The sequence below is a fragment of the Flavobacterium plurextorum genome (assembly GCF_024638035.1).
GTDB lineage: Bacteria > Bacteroidota > Bacteroidia > Flavobacteriales > Flavobacteriaceae > Flavobacterium > Flavobacterium plurextorum.
The window spans coordinates 1,034,837-1,053,621 of sequence record NZ_CP100442.1 but is presented as its reverse complement, the minus strand read 5'-3'; the positions used below and the strand labels follow the sequence as shown (position 1 = coordinate 1,053,621).

Below are 18,785 nucleotides of genomic sequence, written 5' to 3'. Positions count from 1 at the left end.
GTATCTAATTTTAGGTTTCAAAAATTTTTTGCAAAGGTACATTTTTAATTTAAAACTGAAAATATATCGATATAATTTTTAAAATTTCCATTTCAAAATGCGATATATTTAATAATGAGACTATTAACCCTTGTTTATAAGCTTAATTGTAAAGACTGTCTCAAAAAGTAAAAACAAAAAATAAGGGATAAAAAATGTACTTACATCTACTATAGGATTCGCAACGTCTGACTTTATAAACGGAATTAGGAAAACAATGGCTGCCATCATTCGAAAAAAACTGGCGCCAAGAAAAGCAAAACCGGTATAAGTTGAGAAATTTTTATTGATATAAATCAGTAAAAGATATACTATAAAAGTTGCCAAAATATTGAATAAATAAATACTCCATGCGGCATAGAAAAAATTATACTTCTCAGATAAAGACTGCATTGTAAAATACTGAGCGACAAACAATACAATTGAAAAAGGGATAAAATATTTTAAAAAATCTAGAGTTCTATTCATTACTTGTTTAAATTTTTAACTTGTCGGATGACGTTATAAAGTGCTAAAAAAACAGAGAATAAAGAAAGAACAATTGTCCATAGCGATCCTCCGTTAGAATACTTTTTGTCTAACCAGGTGCCAAAGTAACTAAATAAAAAAATAATTATCCCCATTTGAAAGGGGATATTTATAAGTGCAATCCATTTATTATTTTGTCCTTTATTCGGATCCTTTTCCATCTTTTAGAGTTACTTCCTTATTGTTAGTTATCATGGTACAAGTTGCTGTAAATTCAGCTCCAGGTTCTATAGAAAGTTTTCCAACGGCAACTTCTCCGTGAATTTGTGCAGATGCTTTAATATTAAGAATTTCAAGAACTTTAATTTTTCCACGAAATTCTCCTTCAATATCAGCGTTGTTACAAATAATTTCTCCTTTTACAACACCGCTTGCTCCAATGACTAATTTTCCTTCGGATGTAAAATTTCCAATCAATTCGCCGTCAAGTCTAAAATCAGCTTTTGAAACAATATCTCCTATTATAGAAGTTCCTTCAACAATTCGATTTGTTTTTCCTAGAAGTTCTGTTCCGTTTTTTTTTACTTTATCAAACATTATTATGGGGTTTTTGGGGTCAAATAGACTTTGAGATTTTTCTTGATTTGAACCACCTTGTAATTATCGCTCGATATAATTACTGCAGGTTGAGCGATTTTAAATCTTTTATCATCTCTCAAAACGCCCGCCACATCTTTAGCATAAGCTTCAGATTTTACTCCATGAATAACAACAAAACTTTCGGTCTTATTGTATTTATCGACTGAAGTTGTCAGACGCTGATAATTTTCGACAGCTAAAAAGCTTTTAATCACATCTTCGATATGCTTTGCTGTTTTACTGTCATTACTTGCAATTGGATAAATTATTTTCCAATTTTTATTGTCTTCTGTTGTAAAATTAAGACGCTCTAATACAGGAATTTGTTTTTCTAGAATCTCTCTTGCATTTTTGCCTTCTTCACTATTTGGATAATTATCTGCAACTGTTTCTAAACCTTTTTTATAGGCTTCCAATCCGTTAACCTTACCTAATGTATTTGCTTTAAGCAATTCATATTTAGAAACAATTTCATCTCCAGAATACTGATTAATTAAATTGTCAATATTATCTAAAACAACATTAAATTGTTCCTCTTGATAAAGTTTGTACCATTTTTGATATTCTTTATCTGGCGATGAAAGGTCGTCTGTGTTTACATTATTTAAAATTTGAGCATATCGCGAATTAGGATATGTTGATATAATGTTTGCTTTTATCGCTTGTGCCTTTGCTGGATCTGTAATTTGATAAATTTTATACAAATTGTACATTGCCGGCAATACCAATTTTTCTTCTGGATTATTTTTTAATAATTGTTCCAGTTTACCACTCGCCAAAGCATATTCATTAAACTTTTCCTTATATATAAGTCCTAATTGATAATAAGCAAAATTGCGGTCTTTACTAATACTATCAATAGCAGTTTGTGATTTAGGAAGCTTATTTTCATAAAAAGCAGTAGTATACTTTTCGACAACAACAGTATCTTTTAATGCATTTGCATTCTCCAGATTATTTATCGTATCATTCATTGCGGCATTATTTGCAGATTTTATGGCTGCCAATCTCCAATTTCCGCCCATTGTTCTATTACCCCACATTTTTCTAAATTGCAATTTTCCATATGCAACTGTGGTTGGATTATAGAAATAAAAAGTACTTGCGACATCATTTCCTGATTGAGGTTTTAATCCGCCGTCAAAATCAACTGGTTTCCCTATCGAATTAGGATTAATCGCTGTTGGTGCATTTGATGCATTTGTATTTCGATCAATATTTGCCAGTTTCTCCTTTTCTCTTTCTTCTAAAATTCGTTTTGCTTCATCTTTCTTTTTCAATTCAGCAATATAATTTTCAAAGTAAATTTTTCTGTCTGCGCCTGGCAGTTTGTATACCTTAATTATACTATCATTAATTTTAGCAATTGCTTCGTACTTAATGACATTATCAAGATTTTTCCTATTTTTTTCAATAAAAGTAAACTCTCTGCTTTTTGGATTTAACTTCGTTAATGTGCTGTCATAATATTTAGCAGCCATTGAATAATCTGTATTTTTAAAATACATATTTCCAATGTTTCGATAAGCCGAAGCCATCAAATATGGATCTTTAGATTTTCTGCCTAATGATTTATTATAAAATTTCAGCGCATTTTCGGTGTCTTTCTTTTTATCATAATAAACCGCCATTTCATAAAACAAAACATCATAATAAGGTCTGTTTTCACGATCTGCAACTAATTTATTGTAGGTTTTTAAGAAAATAGTGTCATTACCGCTTGCATAATCATACATCTGTGCTTTTTTTGCATAAGCATGCATCATATATTTTCGATCTGCTTTACGATTCATATCAATTACACCATCGTAAAAATAGTTTGCACTATCTTTTTTACCGGCCTCTTGATACATCTGTCCTAAAATAAAACGGTATCTCGCGCGATCTTCATTTATTTTGGTAAATTTTTCGGCAATTTTAAGCTTTGTTACGGCGCTGTCTCTCTGCTCTAAATTTAAAAATGCTTCTGCCAAAAGTGCATTAGCATCTGAAAAAGTTTGTTTATTTAAATCTGTATTTTTTAATAATAGATTGATATTTTTTACAACAATTGCATCATTACCTAAACGCATATTGGTTTTTTCGCGCCAGATTTTTGCGGTGTAAATGTTACTGCTGTTTGGGTATTTGTATAAAATATAATTGAATGCTTCTAAAGCCGGTATAAAACGCTGATCGTAATACCTTGCTTTTCCAAGCATTAAGTAAGCTTCATCTATTTGAGAGTTTCTTTCTCGGCCTCCAATATTCATTGAATGCTTTTGAATTGCTTTTGTAGCTTTTGTTTCTGCTAATTCAAAATCAGGATTTTTTGCTTTTTCTTCATCAGAAAAATTTTCATCAAACTGCATTTTTTCTATTGGAAGTATTTTCCAAAAGTTATCCTGATTATTTGCGTATATAGATTTTAAACCTTTATCGAGGCCTATTCCGCCATTATACAAAATGTTATATTTTGTACTCAAAGCATGAGAATTCCTCGATACAAAGCTGTTATTTTTGGTAGAACAAGCTATCAAAAGGAATAAAAAAACAAGAAAAAAACTATATTTAAGAGTATTCTTTTTCAATAGAACTGATTTTAAAGCATAAACTACCAAAAAGCATTTTTAGTATAAAGACTCGTAAAAATACGCTTCTTTTTGAAATATAGAAACTTATACGGCAAAAAACGATTCAAGCTCTTGCAGGGTTTCTTTTGATGTTTGAATATCCTTAACTATTTCGCCTTTATTAAGTGCCACAATACGATCACAAACCTCTACTGTATGCTGTAAGTCATGACTTGAAACCAAAACAGTTACATTTGGATTATCTGCTAGTTCTCTGATAATTTTCTTTAATCGGCTCACCGTCGTCGGATCTAAATTTGCAAAAGGCTCATCTAAAATAACAACTTCAGGATTACCAATTAAAGTCGCTATAATACCTACCTTTTTTTGATTTCCTTTGGATAAATCACGCAGATATTTTTTATTATTTAATATCTCACCGTTAAAAAATTCCTCATGTTCTGCTAATAAAGCATCAATATCAGCTTTATTCTGACGACGTAAATCGCCGATAAAATAAAAATATTCCTCTGGAGTTAAATATCCTATTAAAAAGCTTTCATCCAGAAATGATCCTGTAAACGACTTCCAATTTTCGCTTGTATTTACCTGAATATCATTGTTTTTTATATATCCTGTTGATGGCTGAACCAAATCTAAAAGCAGACTAAAAAAAGTTGTTTTACCTGCTCCGTTGTTCCCTACTAATCCAAAACTCTGTCCTTTTGGAATTTCAAGGTTATTAATGTTCAAAACTGTAGTTCCGTTATATTTTTTTGATAGTTGATTTACTTGTATCATTTTTATACGTTTAATTGTTGATTTGGTTAATCGTTAATTTGTTTTTTATTCAATTAAAACAATTGTTTAAAATTATCTCTTTGGCACATTCTCCAATTAATTCTTCTGTTTATAAGCGTTGATTGTGCTGTACTTTTCTATTTTGTATCTTTTTTCAATTAATGAGAATACTTTCTCTTTAAAGACTAAACCTAAAACTCCTGCTAAAGCAACCAAAGCTAATGCAACCGTTTTGTCGGCAAAATGAAGCCCAAGCCAATACAGCAATAATGGCAAAAATATTTTTGGCAGCGAAAGCAGCATTGCGCTTACATTAAATGCTTTTTTGTCTCCAAAAGCTCCACCAGCACTACTTAAATCAATAGGTGTTTTTGTAAATGCTCCTCCTAAAAGCACTAAATGTGAGTTTACACCAATATTATAAATGGCACCAACAACAATGGTTAAATAAACTTCCCATCCGTAAAAAAGATAAAATGAAGCCAAAATGGTTGAAACAAAAGTAGCGATAACAATCAGCCACCATTTTGAAGTAATATATCCGCGATACGGAATATTTTGTGTCATCATCAATTGGTAATACGAACTATCCCAACTTGGCACAAACTGACCAAAAACAAATAAAAATCCACCCGAAACAAATATTCCAGCAAAAATTTGCATTACTTCCGGCTGATGCGAGTTTCCAAAAAAGATTAGTCCGTAAAACAAGAAAACAACACTCAAAAAAATAGTCGTTTTTGATCTTTTGTTTCTTTTAATAAGTTTAATATCATTCTTTAGAAATGTTCCAACTGTTCCAAATTGATTCAACCAGGAAAGATTTTCTGTTGCGGCAATATCTTCTTTTACTGAAAGCCCGGCGTCTAGATATAAATTCTTCTTAAAATATTTAAAAGTAAAAAGATATAAACCTGATAATACCCAAATTGGAATTAAAAATAGTCCGTCAATATCATAAAATCCCTGAAAAACAGGTGTTGTAAACGTCGTAATATCAAATAGTTCATAATATTGTGCACCTGCCAAAACTAAAATTGCTCCAATAAAAACAACAAACAATTTGTCTATGTTGCTTAAAATAATGTTCAGAAAATTATTGATATACACTAAAGAAAGTATGGCTAAATGCCAAAAAATAATTTCGATTAGATCATATCCATTTAAAATCAGTACGACTGAAAACGGAACAAAAAACAAAGCATGAACCCAATTAAAAAATGACAACATTGTTTTGCCAAGCGAAAAATGAACAATAACTGATTTTTTAAAAGGTAAAACCAGCAAAGGTTTAATATTTAAAACTGGAATCGACTGTACTAATAATCGAATAACTAAATCGAACAAAAAATAATAAATTAAAAATTTATTTATAGTCTGCAGCGGATCAAGATTCATTTTTTTAAGAACATAAAATACCCCAACAACTGCTCCTATAAAAATTAATGAAAAATATATCATTAAAAAACCTAGTAAAATTTTCATCGCCAAGTTTTTACCAAATGATGCAGATCTGGTAAAGGCTTTCCATTCAAGGTAAATAAACTTTTTAATCATTGTTAACTTGTTTTGATTTTGGTAGTAAGAGGTCAAATGTAGGAAAACGTTACAAAAAAAGTTAAAAAAAATATTTTAGTAAGTGTCAATTACTTAGTCTTTGCTACTTTTGCAAAAAAAATTAATCATGCCTTCATTCTTAAAACTAATAATTAAAGAGGTAAAACGTGAAACTGCCGACGCTGTTTCTGTACTTTTTAATGTTCCTGAAGAACTTAAATCAGATTATAAATTTATAGCTGGACAATACATAAATTTAAAACTAACACTTGATAATCAGGAAATTCGTCGTGCTTATTCAATTTGTTCTGCGCCAGAAAGCGGTGAATTACGAATTGCGGTAAAAGCGGTTAAAAATGGTTTGTTCTCACAATTTGCAAATACAAAGCTTAAAGCTGGAGATGTTCTTGAAGTTGGTCATCCAGAAGGTAAATTTACCTTTGAACCTGACGCTGAAAGACAGAAAAACTATGTGGCTTTTGCTGCAGGAAGCGGTATAACACCAGTTTTGTCTATTTTAAAATCAGTTTTAAAAAGCGAACCAAAAAGCTCATTTGTATTAGTTTATGGAAATAAAACTCCCGAAGAAACTATTTTTCATCAAGAACTGCATGATTTACAATTGCAATACGTAGGACGCTTTTTTGTGCATTACGTTTACAGCCAGGCAAAAGTTGAAAATGCATTATTCGGCCGAATAGATAAATCGGCAGTGAATTTTGTTTTAAACAACAAACACAAAGAACTAGAGTTTGACAAATTTTTCTTGTGTGGACCTGAAGAAATGATCAACACAGTTTCTAATGTTTTAAAAGAGAAAAACGTAAAAGAATCTGCTATTAAGTTTGAACTTTTTACTTCTTCTACAAAAGAAAATGAAATCAAAACTTCATTAGAAGGACATACAAAAATCACTGTTTTAGTTGATGATGAAGAAGTTACTTTTGAGATGTCTCAAAAACAAACTATCCTTGATGCAGCTTTAAAACAAGGTGTTGATGCTCCTTATTCTTGTCAAGGCGGTATTTGCAGCAGCTGTTTAGGACGTGTAACTGCTGGTTCTGCTGAAATGACAAAAAATTCTATTTTAACAGATAGTGAAATTGCAGAAGGTTTAATTTTAACTTGTCAGGCACATCCAACATCAGAAACTATTTATGTTGATTACGACGACGTATAGTCTATATTAAATTCTAAAATATAAAAATCCAAATTCCAACTTTACAATTGGAATTTGGATTTTTTTGTTTTTTAATAGTTACAATAGTGATAGAAAAAAATTAACACAGCTGGAATTACAATAAAAACATTTTTTAGCTAAAATATTGATGATTTTTTATTAAATTAGGAGTAAAATTAAAGCACTCATAATCTGATGCTCTTATGTTAGATTTGCAGCGCTAAATCAATTTTGTCAACACATTTAAACATTAAATATCATGACAATACATCACTTCCTTCGTTTATCATTTATCGCAATTTTTGTAGTAACAGCTCTTTTTTGTATTTACTTTATAATTAAAAAACAACGAAATAAAAAAGGACCTAAATTACTTACCTCAGAAAAATACAACTCAACAATGATTGGGAAAATGACTGAAATTAAAGTCTCTGACCAAAATATTTTTAATATCTGGCCTTATGTGAGTAAATTAAAAGCCGCGAAAATACTATCACATAAAATTAAAGAGTCTCAATTGGTGCATAAAGTCTATAGAAATTCAACCGAAAATTTTGAACACATTTTACTGTCTACAGAAAAAGAGAATCATTTTGTTGTAATTGTGGCAAATAGAAACAAAAAGAAAACGATTGGTTATTTTCTTCATGATGTAAATGGTCTATATGCTTAATTGTATTTTTTGAACGATTTCATCTGGAGAAATAGTTCTCATCGCGTCTTCATAACCTTCAACAGTTTTATTTCCATAAACCGAAGTTGGCAGTTGCGGGTATTGATTTCTATCTGAAGTTAGAGCATTTTCAAGACTTTGATTAAAAGGCAAAAATCCTGCATAAGGATGAGTTGCTCCCCAAAGTGTTATTACTTTTACGCCCAGTATTGCGGCAATATGTGCATTTCCAGAATCCATAGAAAGCATTACGTCAAGATTGCTGATTAACTGTAATTCCTGCTGAAACTTAATTTTTCCAGCCATATTAATTACGTTTTCAAAAGGTTGTGCTATTGAATCTAAAATCTCGATTTCTTTCTTTCCACCTCCGAAAAGCAAAATTTTATACGATGAATTCTCGGCTAATTTTGCAACAACTTCTTTCATTAAATCTAACGGATAAACCTTAGAATCGTATTGTGCAAAAGGTGCAATCCCAATTAATTTTTGATTTTCGTTCCCGATAATTTCTAAAATGTCTTTGCTTAAAGCTGCCTTTTCAGGAAATTGAGTCCCGAAGCTTCCAGATGATAAATCTATAGAAAAACCAAGTTCTTCAAACACTTTTACGTGTCTTTCGAACATTGTTGGTAATTGTTTAAAAATCTTATTTTCGGCTCTAGTCAATTCTTTTTTTCCTTCTCGACCTTTATCAACTGTTGCTCTTTTTTTTCCGCTTAAAGCGAAAAGAGAGCCCACAATCTTAGATCGCAAAACGTTATGAAGATCTGCAAAAGCATCAACTTTCAATTTACTAACATCTTTAAATAAACGTACAAGTCCTAAAAAACCTTTATGTCTTTCTTTCTCATCAAAAGCAAAAAAATCTAAATTTGGAATTCCGTCAAAAAAAGGTTTGAAAAAAGGACGTGAAATAACGGTCAATTTTACCTCTGGATATTGTTTTACAAAAGCGCGCAAAACAGGAACCGTCATGGCGACATCTCCCATTGCGGATAGTCTCATGACGGCTATATGCTTAATTTTATTGGACAATTTTGCCAATTATTTTTTATTTTGGTATAAAACAGGATTCAATTCATCGTCGTTATACATTTTCATCTGTTTGTATACTTTCATGAATTTATCACCATTTTCAATATCAGTTAATAAATCGTCAATTGCCGTTGACAAATCTGATCTTTGTTCTAATAGAACATTTAATTTTTCCTGACATTTATCTCTGTGCTCTTGTGTAGCTTCTGCACGAGTAGCTTCTTCATGCATATGATAAATTTTCAGTGCCAAAATAGATAATCTGTCAAAAGCCCATGCCGGACTTTCAGAGTTTATTTTTGCACCATCTTTTACTTTTACATTGCTGTATTTTTGCAAAAAGTAACTATCGATATATTCTACCATATCAGTACGTTCCTGATTAGATGCATCGATTCTTCTTTTTAAAGTTAGAGCTGCCACTGGATCAATTTGCGGATCGCGAATAATATCCTCAAAATGCCATTGAACAGTATCTATCCAGTTTTTTAGATATAATAAATGTTCAAATTTATCCTTAGGATAAGGATTGTTTATAGGCTGATCTACATTATCAAATTTATGATAATCTTTAATGCTTTGTTCGAAAACAGAATATGCTAATTTTGAAAACATGTCTTTATTTATTAGAGTTACAAAGATACTTTTTATACTTTTATGGTGCGAATAATAACGAGTAATTTTTTCATACTCGTATTTTAGCAAATTTATAATTTTAAAATTTTACTATGAAAATCCATTATATATCTGAAAATAACAGCATTTTAAATCATTTTTTAGGTCAAATTCGAAATACAGATGTTCAAAATGACAGTATGCGTTTTCGAAGAAATATAGAACGTATTGGCGAAATTATGGCGTATGAATTGAGCAAAAATCTAACTTATAAAAATGTAGAAATTCAAACACCGCTTGGCATAAAAAAAACGACAGAAATTGCCGCTGATTTGGTTTTATGTTCGATTTTAAGAGCTGGACTGCCGCTTCATACCGGCTTTTTAAACTATTTTGATAATGCAGAAAACAGCTTTGTTTCGGCCTGTAGATATCATCCTAATAATGATCATGAATTTGAAATTAGAGTTGAATATCAAGCAGTTTCAAACATCAATAATAAAACCGTTTTACTACTTGATCCAATGCTGGCAACAGGTCAGTCGATAGTTGCAGTTCATGAAAAACTAGTCGAAAATGCAACTCCAGAAGAAATTCACATTGTTGTAGTTATCGCAGCTCCGGAAGGAATTGCTTATCTTGAAAAGAACCTTCCCAAAAATTGTCATTTATGGGTTGCTTCGTTAGACGAAAAACTAAACGAGAAAAACTATATTATTCCAGGACTTGGTGATGCCGGTGATCTTGCTTTTGGAAGTAAATTATAATTGTGAGAAAAAGGTAAATAAACTGCACAAAATCAACACATAAAATACAATTTCATTATTAAGCTTTTGCTGCACATATTCTATATGACTTGCGGCCATAATGGTTAACGGTGCAATGCTAAACAGTAATAAATCATTGCTTTTATCTGGTGAAACAATAAAAACAAGAGCAGCAATAAAGAAATATGCCACTATTTTTTTGTAAGATGCATGAACAATCTGAGGTCTGTTTGACAATGTTGTAATCATTGAAATTACAAAAAATAAAGCAACCGCAACATATATTGAAAGCGCACCATTTTCATAATTGTTCTTAAAATAATCTATTCTAAAATCGATTACTGCACGTTTTTGAAAAAATTCTACTGCATTAATATTGAACATCAAGGATATCATTATAAATACTAAGGTTACTGCCAAAAGCGCAATAAAAGGTAAAACCCAGTTTCTATAATCTCTCGAAACATGAAAAACTATCGATATAAAAACCAAAATTAGGAATAAGACACACCAAAATTGAAATAAAGAAGCTACAAAAATCCAAAAAGAAGCATCGAATATTTTTTCTTTTGATGCTTTAAGAGATTGAAGCGAAATCAATCTTCGGAGTGCTAATAAGATGAAAAAATTAGCATAAATTACATCTGGATTATTAAATATCGTAGGGAAAAATAATATAAATAATAAGTAGAAAAATATCGCGTATCCATTGTCTTTACTAAGGCCGTTCTTTTTAACAATAAAATTGATCATGAAAAAAGAAGCCAAAATAAAGCACAATAAACTCAATTTTTGGAATATTGTAAAATACGAATTTATCCAAGACGTTTCTCGAATTTGAAACATAAAAAAGAAAACCAGTATCAAAATTACAACCAATGAATAATTTAATGGCGTAGATTTTTTAAAAACACTTGTTATCATAAGGATATTTTATACTTTTGTGATTGTAAATATAATACTTGTTTAAAAAGGAAACCAACAAGTTGAAAAAAGATTCTTTGTTTGAATTTTGCTTCAATGCGTTAAAAACAATAATAACATATAATTTTATAAAATTATGACAGCTTTTTTTGAAGGAATACAATACTTATTCGTTAACATTTTGTTTGCTCCTCTTGACTTTTTACGTCATTTGGAATTAATTACTTGGTTTGGTGCAAACACAATTAACTGGATTTTTATGATCATCTGCGCATGCGCAATCGTTTATTGGATTAAACAATTACGCATTTTCGATGACGCTGGAACAGAAAATCAAGATACTACAGCTCACTCTTTCTTAAAGTAAGTCGAAGCCAATATCTTTTCTAAAATACATCTTATCAAAGCTTAGTTTATCTATGTTTTGGTAAGATTTTTTTATGGCTTGTTGAAAATCATCTCCATATGATGTTACAGTCAAAACACGTCCTCCATTAGTAACGACATTTTCGTTATCTAATTTTGTTCCTGCATGAAAAACTATAGAATCTGTAATATTTTCTAAACCTGTAATTACTTTTCCTTTTTCAAAATCCTCAGGATATCCGCCAGAAACTACCATAATTGTAGTCGCACTTCTTGGATCAACTTCTAAAGTAAAATCCTCTAATTTTTGATTTGCAACTGAAAGAAACAATTCAACCAAATCAGATTTTAATCTTGGAACCACTACTTCTGTTTCCGGATCACCCATTCTCACATTGTATTCAATAACAATAGGTTCGTTTTTTACATTGATTAAACCAATAAAAACAAAACCTTTGTATTCGATTCCGTCTTTTTGAAAACCTTCAATTGTTGGTTTTACGATACGTGTTTCGATTTTTTCCATCAAAACAGCATCAACATAAGGAACTGGAGAAACTGCTCCCATTCCGCCTGTATTTAATCCTGTATCGCCTTCGCCAATTCGTTTGTAATCTTTTGCGGTTGGTAGAATTTTATAACTTTTACCATCAGTCAAAACAAAACAGCTTAATTCTATTCCGTCAAGAAATTCCTCGATAACTACTTTTGAACTTGCTGCTCCAAATTTTGAATGAACAAGCATGTTTCTCAATTCCGTTTTAGCTTCTTCTAGATCCTGAATAATCAAAACACCTTTTCCAGCCGCTAAACCGTCAGCCTTTAAAACGTATGGAGGTTGTAAAGTTTCTAAAAAAGCACATCCATTTTCAACTGTTTCGGCAGTAAAACTATCGTAAGCTGCAGTTGGAATATTGTGTTTCATCAAGAATTCTTTTGCAAACTCTTTACTTCCTTCTAATTGTGCACCTATTTTTGATGGTCCAATTACTGGAATATGGTTTAAACTTTCGTCGTTTTTAAAATAATCGTAAATTCCTTTTACCAAAGGATCTTCAGGACCTACAACAACCATACTTACTTTTTCTTGAAGTACAAATGCTTTAACAGCATCAAAATCGGTTGGAGACATTGCAACATTTGTGGCAATTGCAGCTGTTCCTGCATTTCCTGGTGCAACAAAAAGTTTTTCGCAAAGCGGGCTCTGAATCATTTTCCACGCAAAAGCATGCTCTCTTCCGCCTGATCCCAATAATAAAATTGTCATGGTATAGTTGTATTTAGTTGTGGTGCAAAAATAATTGCTTTTGTACGTAAAAAATAATTAAATCTTAAAAAGTTGTTGATTCTTCTCTGTTAGTAATTTGTATAATGTTATTTTTGACGAAAATCTGACTCATGAAACATTCCATAAAGACAGCTGTTTTTAAAACCTTAAGTATTCTTCCAGAATCTTTGGGTTCAAAAATATACCATCAATTGCAAAATGTTTCAGAAAGTAAAAATATTGAACAAAAATTAAAAAGTACCGAAAATACTTTTAACAGCTTTGAATCTATCTTTAAGGATTTAGAAATAGATTTAGAAAACAAATCGGCAATTGAAATTGGTTCAGGATGGCTGCCTATCTCTCCTTATCTTTTACTTCATAAACATAAAATGAAAGAGATTTTTAGTTTTGATATTAATAAACATTACCAGATAAAAAATATTCAGAAATTTAATTCCTTATTTTCACATTTATATAATACCGAAATTTCTGTAAACAAAAACAATTCTTATTCTTTGCCGGAAAATGTTCATTATTTTCCGTATCAAAATTTGGTAAACACTGAAATTCCAAAGGCAGATATTGTTTTTTCAAGATTTGTTTTAGAGCATGTTTCGCCGGAAGATATTTTTAAAATGCATCAAAAATTCAAACAATCCTTAAATAAAGGTTCTTATATTATTCATTTTATTTCTCCGAGTGACCACAGGGCTTTTTCCGATTCATCTTTGTCCCTGCAGGATTTTTTAAAATATAGTGCCAAAGAATGGAACAAAATACAAACAAGGTTTGATTACCATAACAGATTGAGATTACCACAATATCTGGAAATTTTCAAATCTCTGGATTTAGAAATTGCTTATATTTCTCATGATAATCCAAGACCGGATTCTCCTCAGGAAAAGGCATTTAAAAATTTGAAAATTCATGAAGATTTCTCAAAATATTCAGATAAAGAACTAACCGCAGGAAGTATTAATATTGTTTTAAAAATATAATGATTCGCCTTTTTGATCTTTCACTTCAATTAAATGGTTTTCCTCTAAAGAAAGCTAAAGCTGAATTGGATAAAATAATTACTATTCCTGAAGATTACTTTGATGTTTATATTGAAGAAAGAAAAAGAGAAATTGTTCATTTTCATTTAAATAATAATCCTTTTTATAAAGAATTAGCAAATCAAGATTCTTATAAAAACTGGTCAGATTTACCTGTTTTAAGTAAACGAAATCTACAAAAGCCTCTAATTGAAAGACTTTCAAAAGGGTATTCCTTAAAAAATATTTACACCAATAAAACTTCCGGTTCAAGCGGTGATCCGATGGTTTTTGCAAAAGACAAATTTTCACATGCCTTGACGTGGGCAGACATTATTTATCGTTTTTCATGGTATAAAATAGACTTCAATTATTCTTTTCAAGGCCGGTTTTACGGAATGCCTTTAGGGTTTTTAGAGAATAAAAAATTACGCTTTAAAGACTTTTTAAGCCGTCGATACCGTTTTACAATTTTTGATTTATCAGATAAAGGGTTAGAGAAAATTATAAGTCATTTTCAAAATAAGAAATTTGACTATATAAATGGTTATACTAGTAATATTGTTTTGATGGCTAAATACTTAAAGAAAAAAAACAAGGTTCTTACTGAAATTTGTCCGTCTTTAAAAGCCTGCGTTGTAACCTCTGAAATGCTTTTTGAAGAGGACAGAGTATTATTAGAAAAACAATTAGGTGTTCCTATTGTCAATGAATATGGATCATCTGAGGTTGGTGTTATTGCTTTTGAAAATACTGAAGGACAATGGCAGGTTAATTCTGAAACGCTTTTTGTTGAAATTGTAGACGAAAATAACCAGCCCTTACCCAATGGAAAAGAGGGGCGAATTATTATAACCAGTTTATACAATAAAGCGCATCCTTTTATACGATATGAAGTTGGCGATTACGGAATTCTAGATGAAAAAAGCACTTCTAAAAAGCCGATTTTAAAATTATTAATAGGAAGAAACAATGATGTTGCTGTTTTGCCAAGCGGCAAAAAATCACCAGGAATGACTTTTTATTCTATTACAAAAAAACTCTTTGGAGACGAAGGAAATGTAAAAGAGTTTATTATAAAACAAGTCAAAATAGATCTTTTTGAAATCGAATATACAAGTGAAATTGAACTTAATTCTAATGAAATAAAAAGAATAGAAAAAGAGTTTTCAAACTACCTTGAACCTAATTTAAAATACGTCTTTATTCGCAAAGAAAAACTGGAACGCAGTAAAAGCGGAAAACTTAAACAATTTATTTCTTTAATTTAAATATAAATAAAATCTTATATTTGTTTTTTTTATTTATAACTTATGAAAGATCAATCTCTACTTTCTGAAGAAATAATTACTAATAAAATATATTTGATTCGTGGTTAAAAAGTGATGCTTGATCGCGATTTGGCTTTGCTTTATGGAATCGAAACTAAAGTTCTAAAACAATCCGTTAAAAGAAGTATTTCAAGATTTCCGAAAGATTTTATGTTTGAACTTATCAAAATAGAATTTGAAAATTGGAGGTCACAATTTTGGACCTTAAAAAGTCAAATCTTCTTTATATATCTTGGCTTTATCAATAATTGTGTGAATAAAAACCTCATCATCAACAAAGCAGAACTCACAAAATTATAACCATGAAATTCCCTGTAAACACCAAAATTGTGTTTTATCAACTTGAATTTTGAAGACGAAATAGAGTCTTTTCTAATTCTGTAAAAAGCCAAACTTTCTGGAACAGGTTTCGTTTCTTGTACTTGTTTTAAAATGGCTAACCATAAACGCCAGTCTTGTCTTTTTTGAGTTGCCTCAATTACGATTTTTCCAAAGTATTCGGCGTTATATACAGCCGTTAAATTGCCAACATAATTACAGAAAAATAATTGATTATAGGTTAAATTTAATGGCGCTTCTACTCTTTTATTTAAATTATTTCCCTCTTCATCAATACAGTCATAAAAGCTAAATGTAAACGGCAGATTGTTTGTTTTTAAAAACTGTATTTGCTTTTCTAATTTAGTTGGAAACCACAAATCATCGGCATCTAGAAATGCTATATATTTTCCTGAAGCTTTTTCTAAGGCTTTGTTTCTTGCAAAACCATTTCCAGTATTAGTTTGTAATTGATAGAGTTTTATTCGGCTTTCATTTTGGGCAAAATCGGCAATAATTTTTGCCGTTTGATCTGTTGATGCATCATCAACTAAAATCATTTCCCAGTTCTCGTAAGTCTGTTTTTGAACTGATTCTATAGTGGCTCTAATGAATTTTTCAGCATTAAATGTTGGAGTTAAAATTGAAACTAAATCGCTCATTAGTATGCTTTTTGATCGCCTTTAAAAATATTAATCACGGTTTGAAAAATTATTTTAAAATCTAAAATTAGAGACCAATTTTCGATATAAAAAACATCAAATTTTATTCTATTAATCATATCTCTTTCTATTGTTATTTCGCCTCTAAAACCGCTTACTTGTGCTAAACCCGTAATTCCAGGCTTTACACAATGACGAATCATGTATTTTTTTACTTTATTGCCATATTCTTTATTCTGTGACCACAAATGAGGTCTTGGCCCAACTACAGACATATCTCCCAATAAAACATTTATAAACTGCGGCAGTTCGTCTATACTCGTTTTTCTCATAAAACGCCCCATTCCTGTTACACGAGGATCATCTTTTGACGCTTCTTTCTCTGTTGTTTTATTGATATACATAGAACGCAGTTTGTAACATACAAATTCATTCTCATCCATTCCAGGTCTTCCTTGTTTGAAAAAAACGGGCCCTTTTGATTCTAATTTAATTAAGATAGCCAATAGCGGAATTAACCATGACAATAAAAAAACGATTACAAACAGAGAGAATAAAACATCAAACAGCCGTTTCATGAATTTTACTACAGGCTCATTAAGTATTGTTTGTTTTAATGACAATACTGGAAAAAAATCATAGTAATCGATCTTTAAATTTTTTGAAAAAATCTCCTTGGTGTCAGGAATAAATTTTATCGTTTTATTATTTTCATCTGCAAAATCAATTAGGTCTTTCAAGCTGTTGTTTGATACTTCATTCAAAGAACAGTAAATTTCATCGACTTCATTTTTGATTACAAATGGCTTTAAATTATCTAATTTTCCTGTAATATTCTGATCAGATTTTTTATCTGAAAAATATCCCAAAAAACGATATCCATAATCTTTTCTTGTTTCAAAAAGATCTTTAAGTCTAACTGCTTCAGGTGTGAACCCAATAATAACAGCATTTCTATAATTATTGCCTGTCATTATTCTATATTCTTTTAAATAAAAAAACAAGGCAAATTTAAAAACCGTAATCACTACCAAAACCAAAATTATAAATAAAAAAATCTTTGATTCGCTAAAAATGGCTTGTCTAGAAAATGGAAAAAAAGCCACAACAGTTAAGAGAAACAAAATTCCTTGTTTAATTATTTTTGATATAATAACAACTGGAGTTGTAAAGCGATATACGTCATAAAATTTAATAGCAAAGGCAACTATTCCCCAAGCAATAATTTGATAAAATACTAAAATCCAAATATTTGATGAGCTCATTTCATTAAAAAAAATGAAAAAACTGAGCATCGAGATCATTGTCAGGTCGATTAAAATACTTATTGGCCTAATATATTTTGAATATCTTCCTGTGTGAAATGCCATCATAAATAGTTCCTGTATACTTTTTTTATCAAAATTTACTGCGTTCGAAAATAATTCCGTTTACCATTTATCTTATATAACCCGAAAAATCTTTGTGCTCTTCTTTAGAAAGTTCTTCTTTAGAAAGTGATCTAAAATAATCATACGTAATTTTCATTCCCTCAGAACGGCTTACTTTTGCTTCCCAACCTAACAGTTCTTTGGCTTTAGTTGTGTCTGGCTGACGCTGTAATGGATCATTTATTGGCAACGGGTGATAAACAACTTTTTGATTCGTTCCCGTAAGTTTTATGATTTCTTCTGCAAAATCTTTTATTGTAATCTCATCTGGATTTCCAATATTTACTGGATATACATAATCAGAGTGCAGCAATCTAAAAATACCTTCGACTTGATCATCAACATAACAAAATGAACGAGTCTGCATACCGTCACCAAAAATTGTTAAATCTTCGCCACGTAAAGCCTGTCCAATAAAAGCAGGAATTACACGTCCGTCATTCAATCTCATTCTTGGGCCATAAGTATTAAAAATACGTACAATTCTGGTTTCAACACCATGAAAAGTATGATACGCCATTGTTATTGATTCCTGAAAACGTTTGGCTTCGTCATAAACTCCTCTTGGTCCAATTGTATTAACGTTACCATAATACTCTTCGGTTTGAGGATGCACCAAAGGATCTCCATATACCTCCGAAGTTGATGCTATTAAGATTCTAGCTTTTTTAACTCTTGCCAAACCTAATAAATTATGTGTTCCTAGTGAACCAACTTTTAAGGTCTGAATTGGAATTTTTAAGTAATCTATTGGGCTTGCCGGCGAAGCAAAATGTAAAATATAATCTAAATCGCCTGGTATATGAACAAATTTTGTAATGTCGTGGTGGTAAAATTCAAAATGTTCTAATTTGAATAAATGCTCAATATTTTTAAGATCGCCGGTAATCAAATTATCCATTCCTATAACAAAATAGCCTTCTTTGATAAATCGATCGCACAAATGTGATCCTAAAAAACCCGCTGCTCCGGTAATAAGTATTCTTTTCATAATGATTTTATTGAACCTTTTGTTTTTGATAATGGCTGTAAATATGCACAAATGTAATAAAATATCTGGCCTTTTAAATTGACTGAATTTTTTACTAAAAAAGAGATTTGACTTTTTTAAGCCAATA

Annotated in this window: 20 protein-coding genes; 7 read left to right on the top strand and 13 right to left on the bottom strand. The window is 30.5% G+C overall.

Annotated elements, in window-relative coordinates:
* Nucleotides 1–123: 123 nt before the first annotated feature.
* The 6 genes from NLG42_RS04875 to NLG42_RS04850 all read right to left on the bottom strand — a co-directional run bounded on the left by NLG42_RS04875 (nt 124) and on the right by NLG42_RS04850 (nt 6,056).
* On the bottom strand, nt 124–507 hold the full coding sequence (locus NLG42_RS04875) for a hypothetical protein (protein ID WP_257683141.1): 384 nt from the start codon (nt 505–507) through the stop codon (nt 124–126).
* Complete coding sequence (locus NLG42_RS04870) at nt 507–728, bottom strand: AtpZ/AtpI family protein (protein ID WP_089059682.1); 222 nt, start codon at nt 726–728, stop codon at nt 507–509. Before NLG42_RS04870 ends, NLG42_RS04875 begins: the two co-directional genes overlap by 1 nt.
* Nucleotides 709–1,104, bottom strand: coding sequence for a bactofilin family protein (locus NLG42_RS04865; RefSeq protein ID WP_099717838.1), 396 nt, complete (start codon nt 1,102–1,104; stop codon nt 709–711). Before NLG42_RS04865 ends, NLG42_RS04870 begins: the two co-directional genes overlap by 20 nt.
* Nucleotides 1,105–1,106: 2 nt before the next feature.
* The gene (gene porW, locus NLG42_RS04860; RefSeq protein ID WP_257683140.1) at nt 1,107–3,716 is read right to left on the bottom strand and encodes a type IX secretion system periplasmic lipoprotein PorW/SprE; all 2,610 of its coding nucleotides are present in this window, start codon (nt 3,714–3,716) and stop codon (nt 1,107–1,109) included.
* Between the two features lie 87 nt (nt 3,717–3,803).
* On the bottom strand, nt 3,804–4,499 hold the full coding sequence (locus tag NLG42_RS04855) for an ABC transporter ATP-binding protein (protein ID WP_089059684.1): 696 nt from the start codon (nt 4,497–4,499) through the stop codon (nt 3,804–3,806).
* Nucleotides 4,500–4,595: 96 nt separating this feature from the next.
* Entirely contained in the window at nt 4,596–6,056 is a 1,461-nt protein-coding gene (locus tag NLG42_RS04850; protein ID WP_257683139.1) for a DUF5687 family protein, read from the bottom strand.
* Between the two features lie 127 nt (nt 6,057–6,183).
* Between NLG42_RS04850 and NLG42_RS04845 the strand changes: the two genes are divergently transcribed.
* Nucleotides 6,184–7,236: a ferredoxin--NADP reductase gene (locus NLG42_RS04845; protein ID WP_089059686.1), complete on the top strand. Its 1,053-nt coding sequence runs from the start codon at nt 6,184–6,186 to the stop codon at nt 7,234–7,236.
* A gap of 259 nt (nt 7,237–7,495) precedes the next feature.
* Entirely contained in the window at nt 7,496–7,909 is a 414-nt protein-coding gene (locus tag NLG42_RS04840; protein WP_089059687.1) for a hypothetical protein, read from the top strand.
* Here NLG42_RS04840 and NLG42_RS04835 read toward each other — a convergent pair.
* A complete protein-coding gene (locus NLG42_RS04835; protein ID WP_257683138.1) occupies nt 7,898–8,917 on the bottom strand; it encodes a glycosyltransferase family 9 protein in 1,020 nt (339 codons plus the stop codon). The genes NLG42_RS04840 and NLG42_RS04835 overlap by 12 nt on opposite strands.
* Nucleotides 8,918–8,956: 39 nt before the next feature.
* Nucleotides 8,957–9,562 carry a DUF4254 domain-containing protein gene (locus NLG42_RS04830; RefSeq protein WP_089053545.1) on the bottom strand — a complete coding sequence of 202 codons (606 nt, stop codon included), beginning with the start codon at nt 9,560–9,562 and terminating at the stop codon, nt 8,957–8,959.
* 113 nt (nt 9,563–9,675) lie between these two features.
* Here NLG42_RS04830 and upp point away from each other — a divergent pair, with 113 nt between their 5' ends.
* Nucleotides 9,676–10,329, top strand: coding sequence for a uracil phosphoribosyltransferase (gene upp, locus NLG42_RS04825; RefSeq protein ID WP_257683137.1), 654 nt, complete (start codon nt 9,676–9,678; stop codon nt 10,327–10,329).
* Here the strand turns inward: upp and NLG42_RS04820 are convergent.
* Nucleotides 10,324–11,253: a DUF6427 family protein gene (locus tag NLG42_RS04820; protein ID WP_089059691.1), complete on the bottom strand. Its 930-nt coding sequence runs from the start codon at nt 11,251–11,253 to the stop codon at nt 10,324–10,326. The two genes, upp and NLG42_RS04820, sit on opposite strands and share 6 nt — an antisense overlap.
* Before the next feature lie 136 nt (nt 11,254–11,389).
* Between NLG42_RS04820 and NLG42_RS04815 the strand changes: the two genes are divergently transcribed.
* Entirely contained in the window at nt 11,390–11,620 is a 231-nt protein-coding gene (locus NLG42_RS04815) for a DUF6341 family protein (protein WP_041519835.1), read from the top strand.
* Here NLG42_RS04815 and purD read toward each other — a convergent pair.
* Nucleotides 11,612–12,886, bottom strand: a complete 1,275-nt coding sequence (purD, locus tag NLG42_RS04810; RefSeq protein ID WP_089059692.1) for a phosphoribosylamine--glycine ligase — start codon at nt 12,884–12,886, stop codon at nt 11,612–11,614. The two genes, NLG42_RS04815 and purD, sit on opposite strands and share 9 nt — an antisense overlap.
* Before the next feature lie 131 nt (nt 12,887–13,017).
* On the opposite strand from purD, the gene NLG42_RS04805 reads away from it, so the two are divergent.
* From NLG42_RS04805 to NLG42_RS04795, 3 genes are all read left to right on the top strand, one after another.
* The gene (locus NLG42_RS04805; RefSeq protein WP_257683136.1) at nt 13,018–13,887 is read left to right on the top strand and encodes a hypothetical protein; all 870 of its coding nucleotides are present in this window, start codon (nt 13,018–13,020) and stop codon (nt 13,885–13,887) included.
* Nucleotides 13,887–15,197, top strand: a complete 1,311-nt coding sequence (locus NLG42_RS04800; RefSeq protein ID WP_257683135.1) for a phenylacetate--CoA ligase family protein — start codon at nt 13,887–13,889, stop codon at nt 15,195–15,197. The genes NLG42_RS04805 and NLG42_RS04800 overlap by 1 nt, the downstream gene beginning before the upstream one ends.
* 114 nt (nt 15,198–15,311) lie before the next feature.
* Nucleotides 15,312–15,557: an ORF6N domain-containing protein gene (locus NLG42_RS04795; RefSeq protein WP_257683134.1), complete on the top strand. Its 246-nt coding sequence runs from the start codon at nt 15,312–15,314 to the stop codon at nt 15,555–15,557.
* Here NLG42_RS04795 and NLG42_RS04790 read toward each other — a convergent pair.
* The 3 genes from NLG42_RS04790 to NLG42_RS04780 form a co-directional block, all read right to left on the bottom strand.
* Nucleotides 15,470–16,237: a glycosyltransferase family 2 protein gene (locus tag NLG42_RS04790; protein WP_257683133.1), complete on the bottom strand. Its 768-nt coding sequence runs from the start codon at nt 16,235–16,237 to the stop codon at nt 15,470–15,472. The two genes, NLG42_RS04795 and NLG42_RS04790, sit on opposite strands and share 88 nt — an antisense overlap.
* Nucleotides 16,237–17,541 carry an undecaprenyl-phosphate glucose phosphotransferase gene (locus tag NLG42_RS04785; RefSeq protein WP_307774313.1) on the bottom strand — a complete coding sequence of 435 codons (1,305 nt, stop codon included), beginning with the start codon at nt 17,539–17,541 and terminating at the stop codon, nt 16,237–16,239. Before NLG42_RS04785 ends, NLG42_RS04790 begins: the two co-directional genes overlap by 1 nt.
* Before the next feature lie 133 nt (nt 17,542–17,674).
* A complete protein-coding gene (locus NLG42_RS04780; RefSeq protein WP_089053537.1) occupies nt 17,675–18,658 on the bottom strand; it encodes a UDP-glucuronic acid decarboxylase family protein in 984 nt (327 codons plus the stop codon).
* Nucleotides 18,659–18,785 lie beyond the last annotated feature (127 nt).

Coding starts and splice junctions, on each gene's coding strand:
- upp (WP_257683137.1), top strand. CDS start 9,676: ATGAAAATCCATTATATATCTGAAAATAACAGCATTTTAAATCATTTT.
- NLG42_RS04875 (WP_257683141.1), bottom strand. CDS start 507: ATGAATAGAACTCTAGATTTTTTAAAATATTTTATCCCTTTTTCAATT.
- NLG42_RS04855 (WP_089059684.1), bottom strand. CDS start 4,499: ATGATACAAGTAAATCAACTATCAAAAAAATATAACGGAACTACAGTT.
- NLG42_RS04835 (WP_257683138.1), bottom strand. CDS start 8,917: ATGAGACTATCCGCAATGGGAGATGTCGCCATGACGGTTCCTGTTTTG.
- NLG42_RS04800 (WP_257683135.1), top strand. CDS start 13,887: ATGATTCGCCTTTTTGATCTTTCACTTCAATTAAATGGTTTTCCTCTA.
- NLG42_RS04850 (WP_257683139.1), bottom strand. CDS start 6,056: ATGATTAAAAAGTTTATTTACCTTGAATGGAAAGCCTTTACCAGATCT.
- NLG42_RS04780 (WP_089053537.1), bottom strand. CDS start 18,658: ATGAAAAGAATACTTATTACCGGAGCAGCGGGTTTTTTAGGATCACAT.
- NLG42_RS04795 (WP_257683134.1), top strand. CDS start 15,312: ATGCTTGATCGCGATTTGGCTTTGCTTTATGGAATCGAAACTAAAGTT.
- NLG42_RS04840 (WP_089059687.1), top strand. CDS start 7,496: ATGACAATACATCACTTCCTTCGTTTATCATTTATCGCAATTTTTGTA.
- NLG42_RS04870 (WP_089059682.1), bottom strand. CDS start 728: ATGGAAAAGGATCCGAATAAAGGACAAAATAATAAATGGATTGCACTT.
- NLG42_RS04785 (WP_307774313.1), bottom strand. CDS start 17,541: ATGATCTCGATGCTCAGTTTTTTCATTTTTTTTAATGAAATGAGCTCA.
- NLG42_RS04820 (WP_089059691.1), bottom strand. CDS start 11,253: ATGATAACAAGTGTTTTTAAAAAATCTACGCCATTAAATTATTCATTG.
- NLG42_RS04830 (WP_089053545.1), bottom strand. CDS start 9,562: ATGTTTTCAAAATTAGCATATTCTGTTTTCGAACAAAGCATTAAAGAT.
- NLG42_RS04805 (WP_257683136.1), top strand. CDS start 13,018: ATGAAACATTCCATAAAGACAGCTGTTTTTAAAACCTTAAGTATTCTT.
- NLG42_RS04815 (WP_041519835.1), top strand. CDS start 11,390: ATGACAGCTTTTTTTGAAGGAATACAATACTTATTCGTTAACATTTTG.
- NLG42_RS04790 (WP_257683133.1), bottom strand. CDS start 16,237: ATGAGCGATTTAGTTTCAATTTTAACTCCAACATTTAATGCTGAAAAA.
- purD (WP_089059692.1), bottom strand. CDS start 12,886: ATGACAATTTTATTATTGGGATCAGGCGGAAGAGAGCATGCTTTTGCG.
- NLG42_RS04865 (WP_099717838.1), bottom strand. CDS start 1,104: ATGTTTGATAAAGTAAAAAAAAACGGAACAGAACTTCTAGGAAAAACA.
- NLG42_RS04845 (WP_089059686.1), top strand. CDS start 6,184: ATGCCTTCATTCTTAAAACTAATAATTAAAGAGGTAAAACGTGAAACT.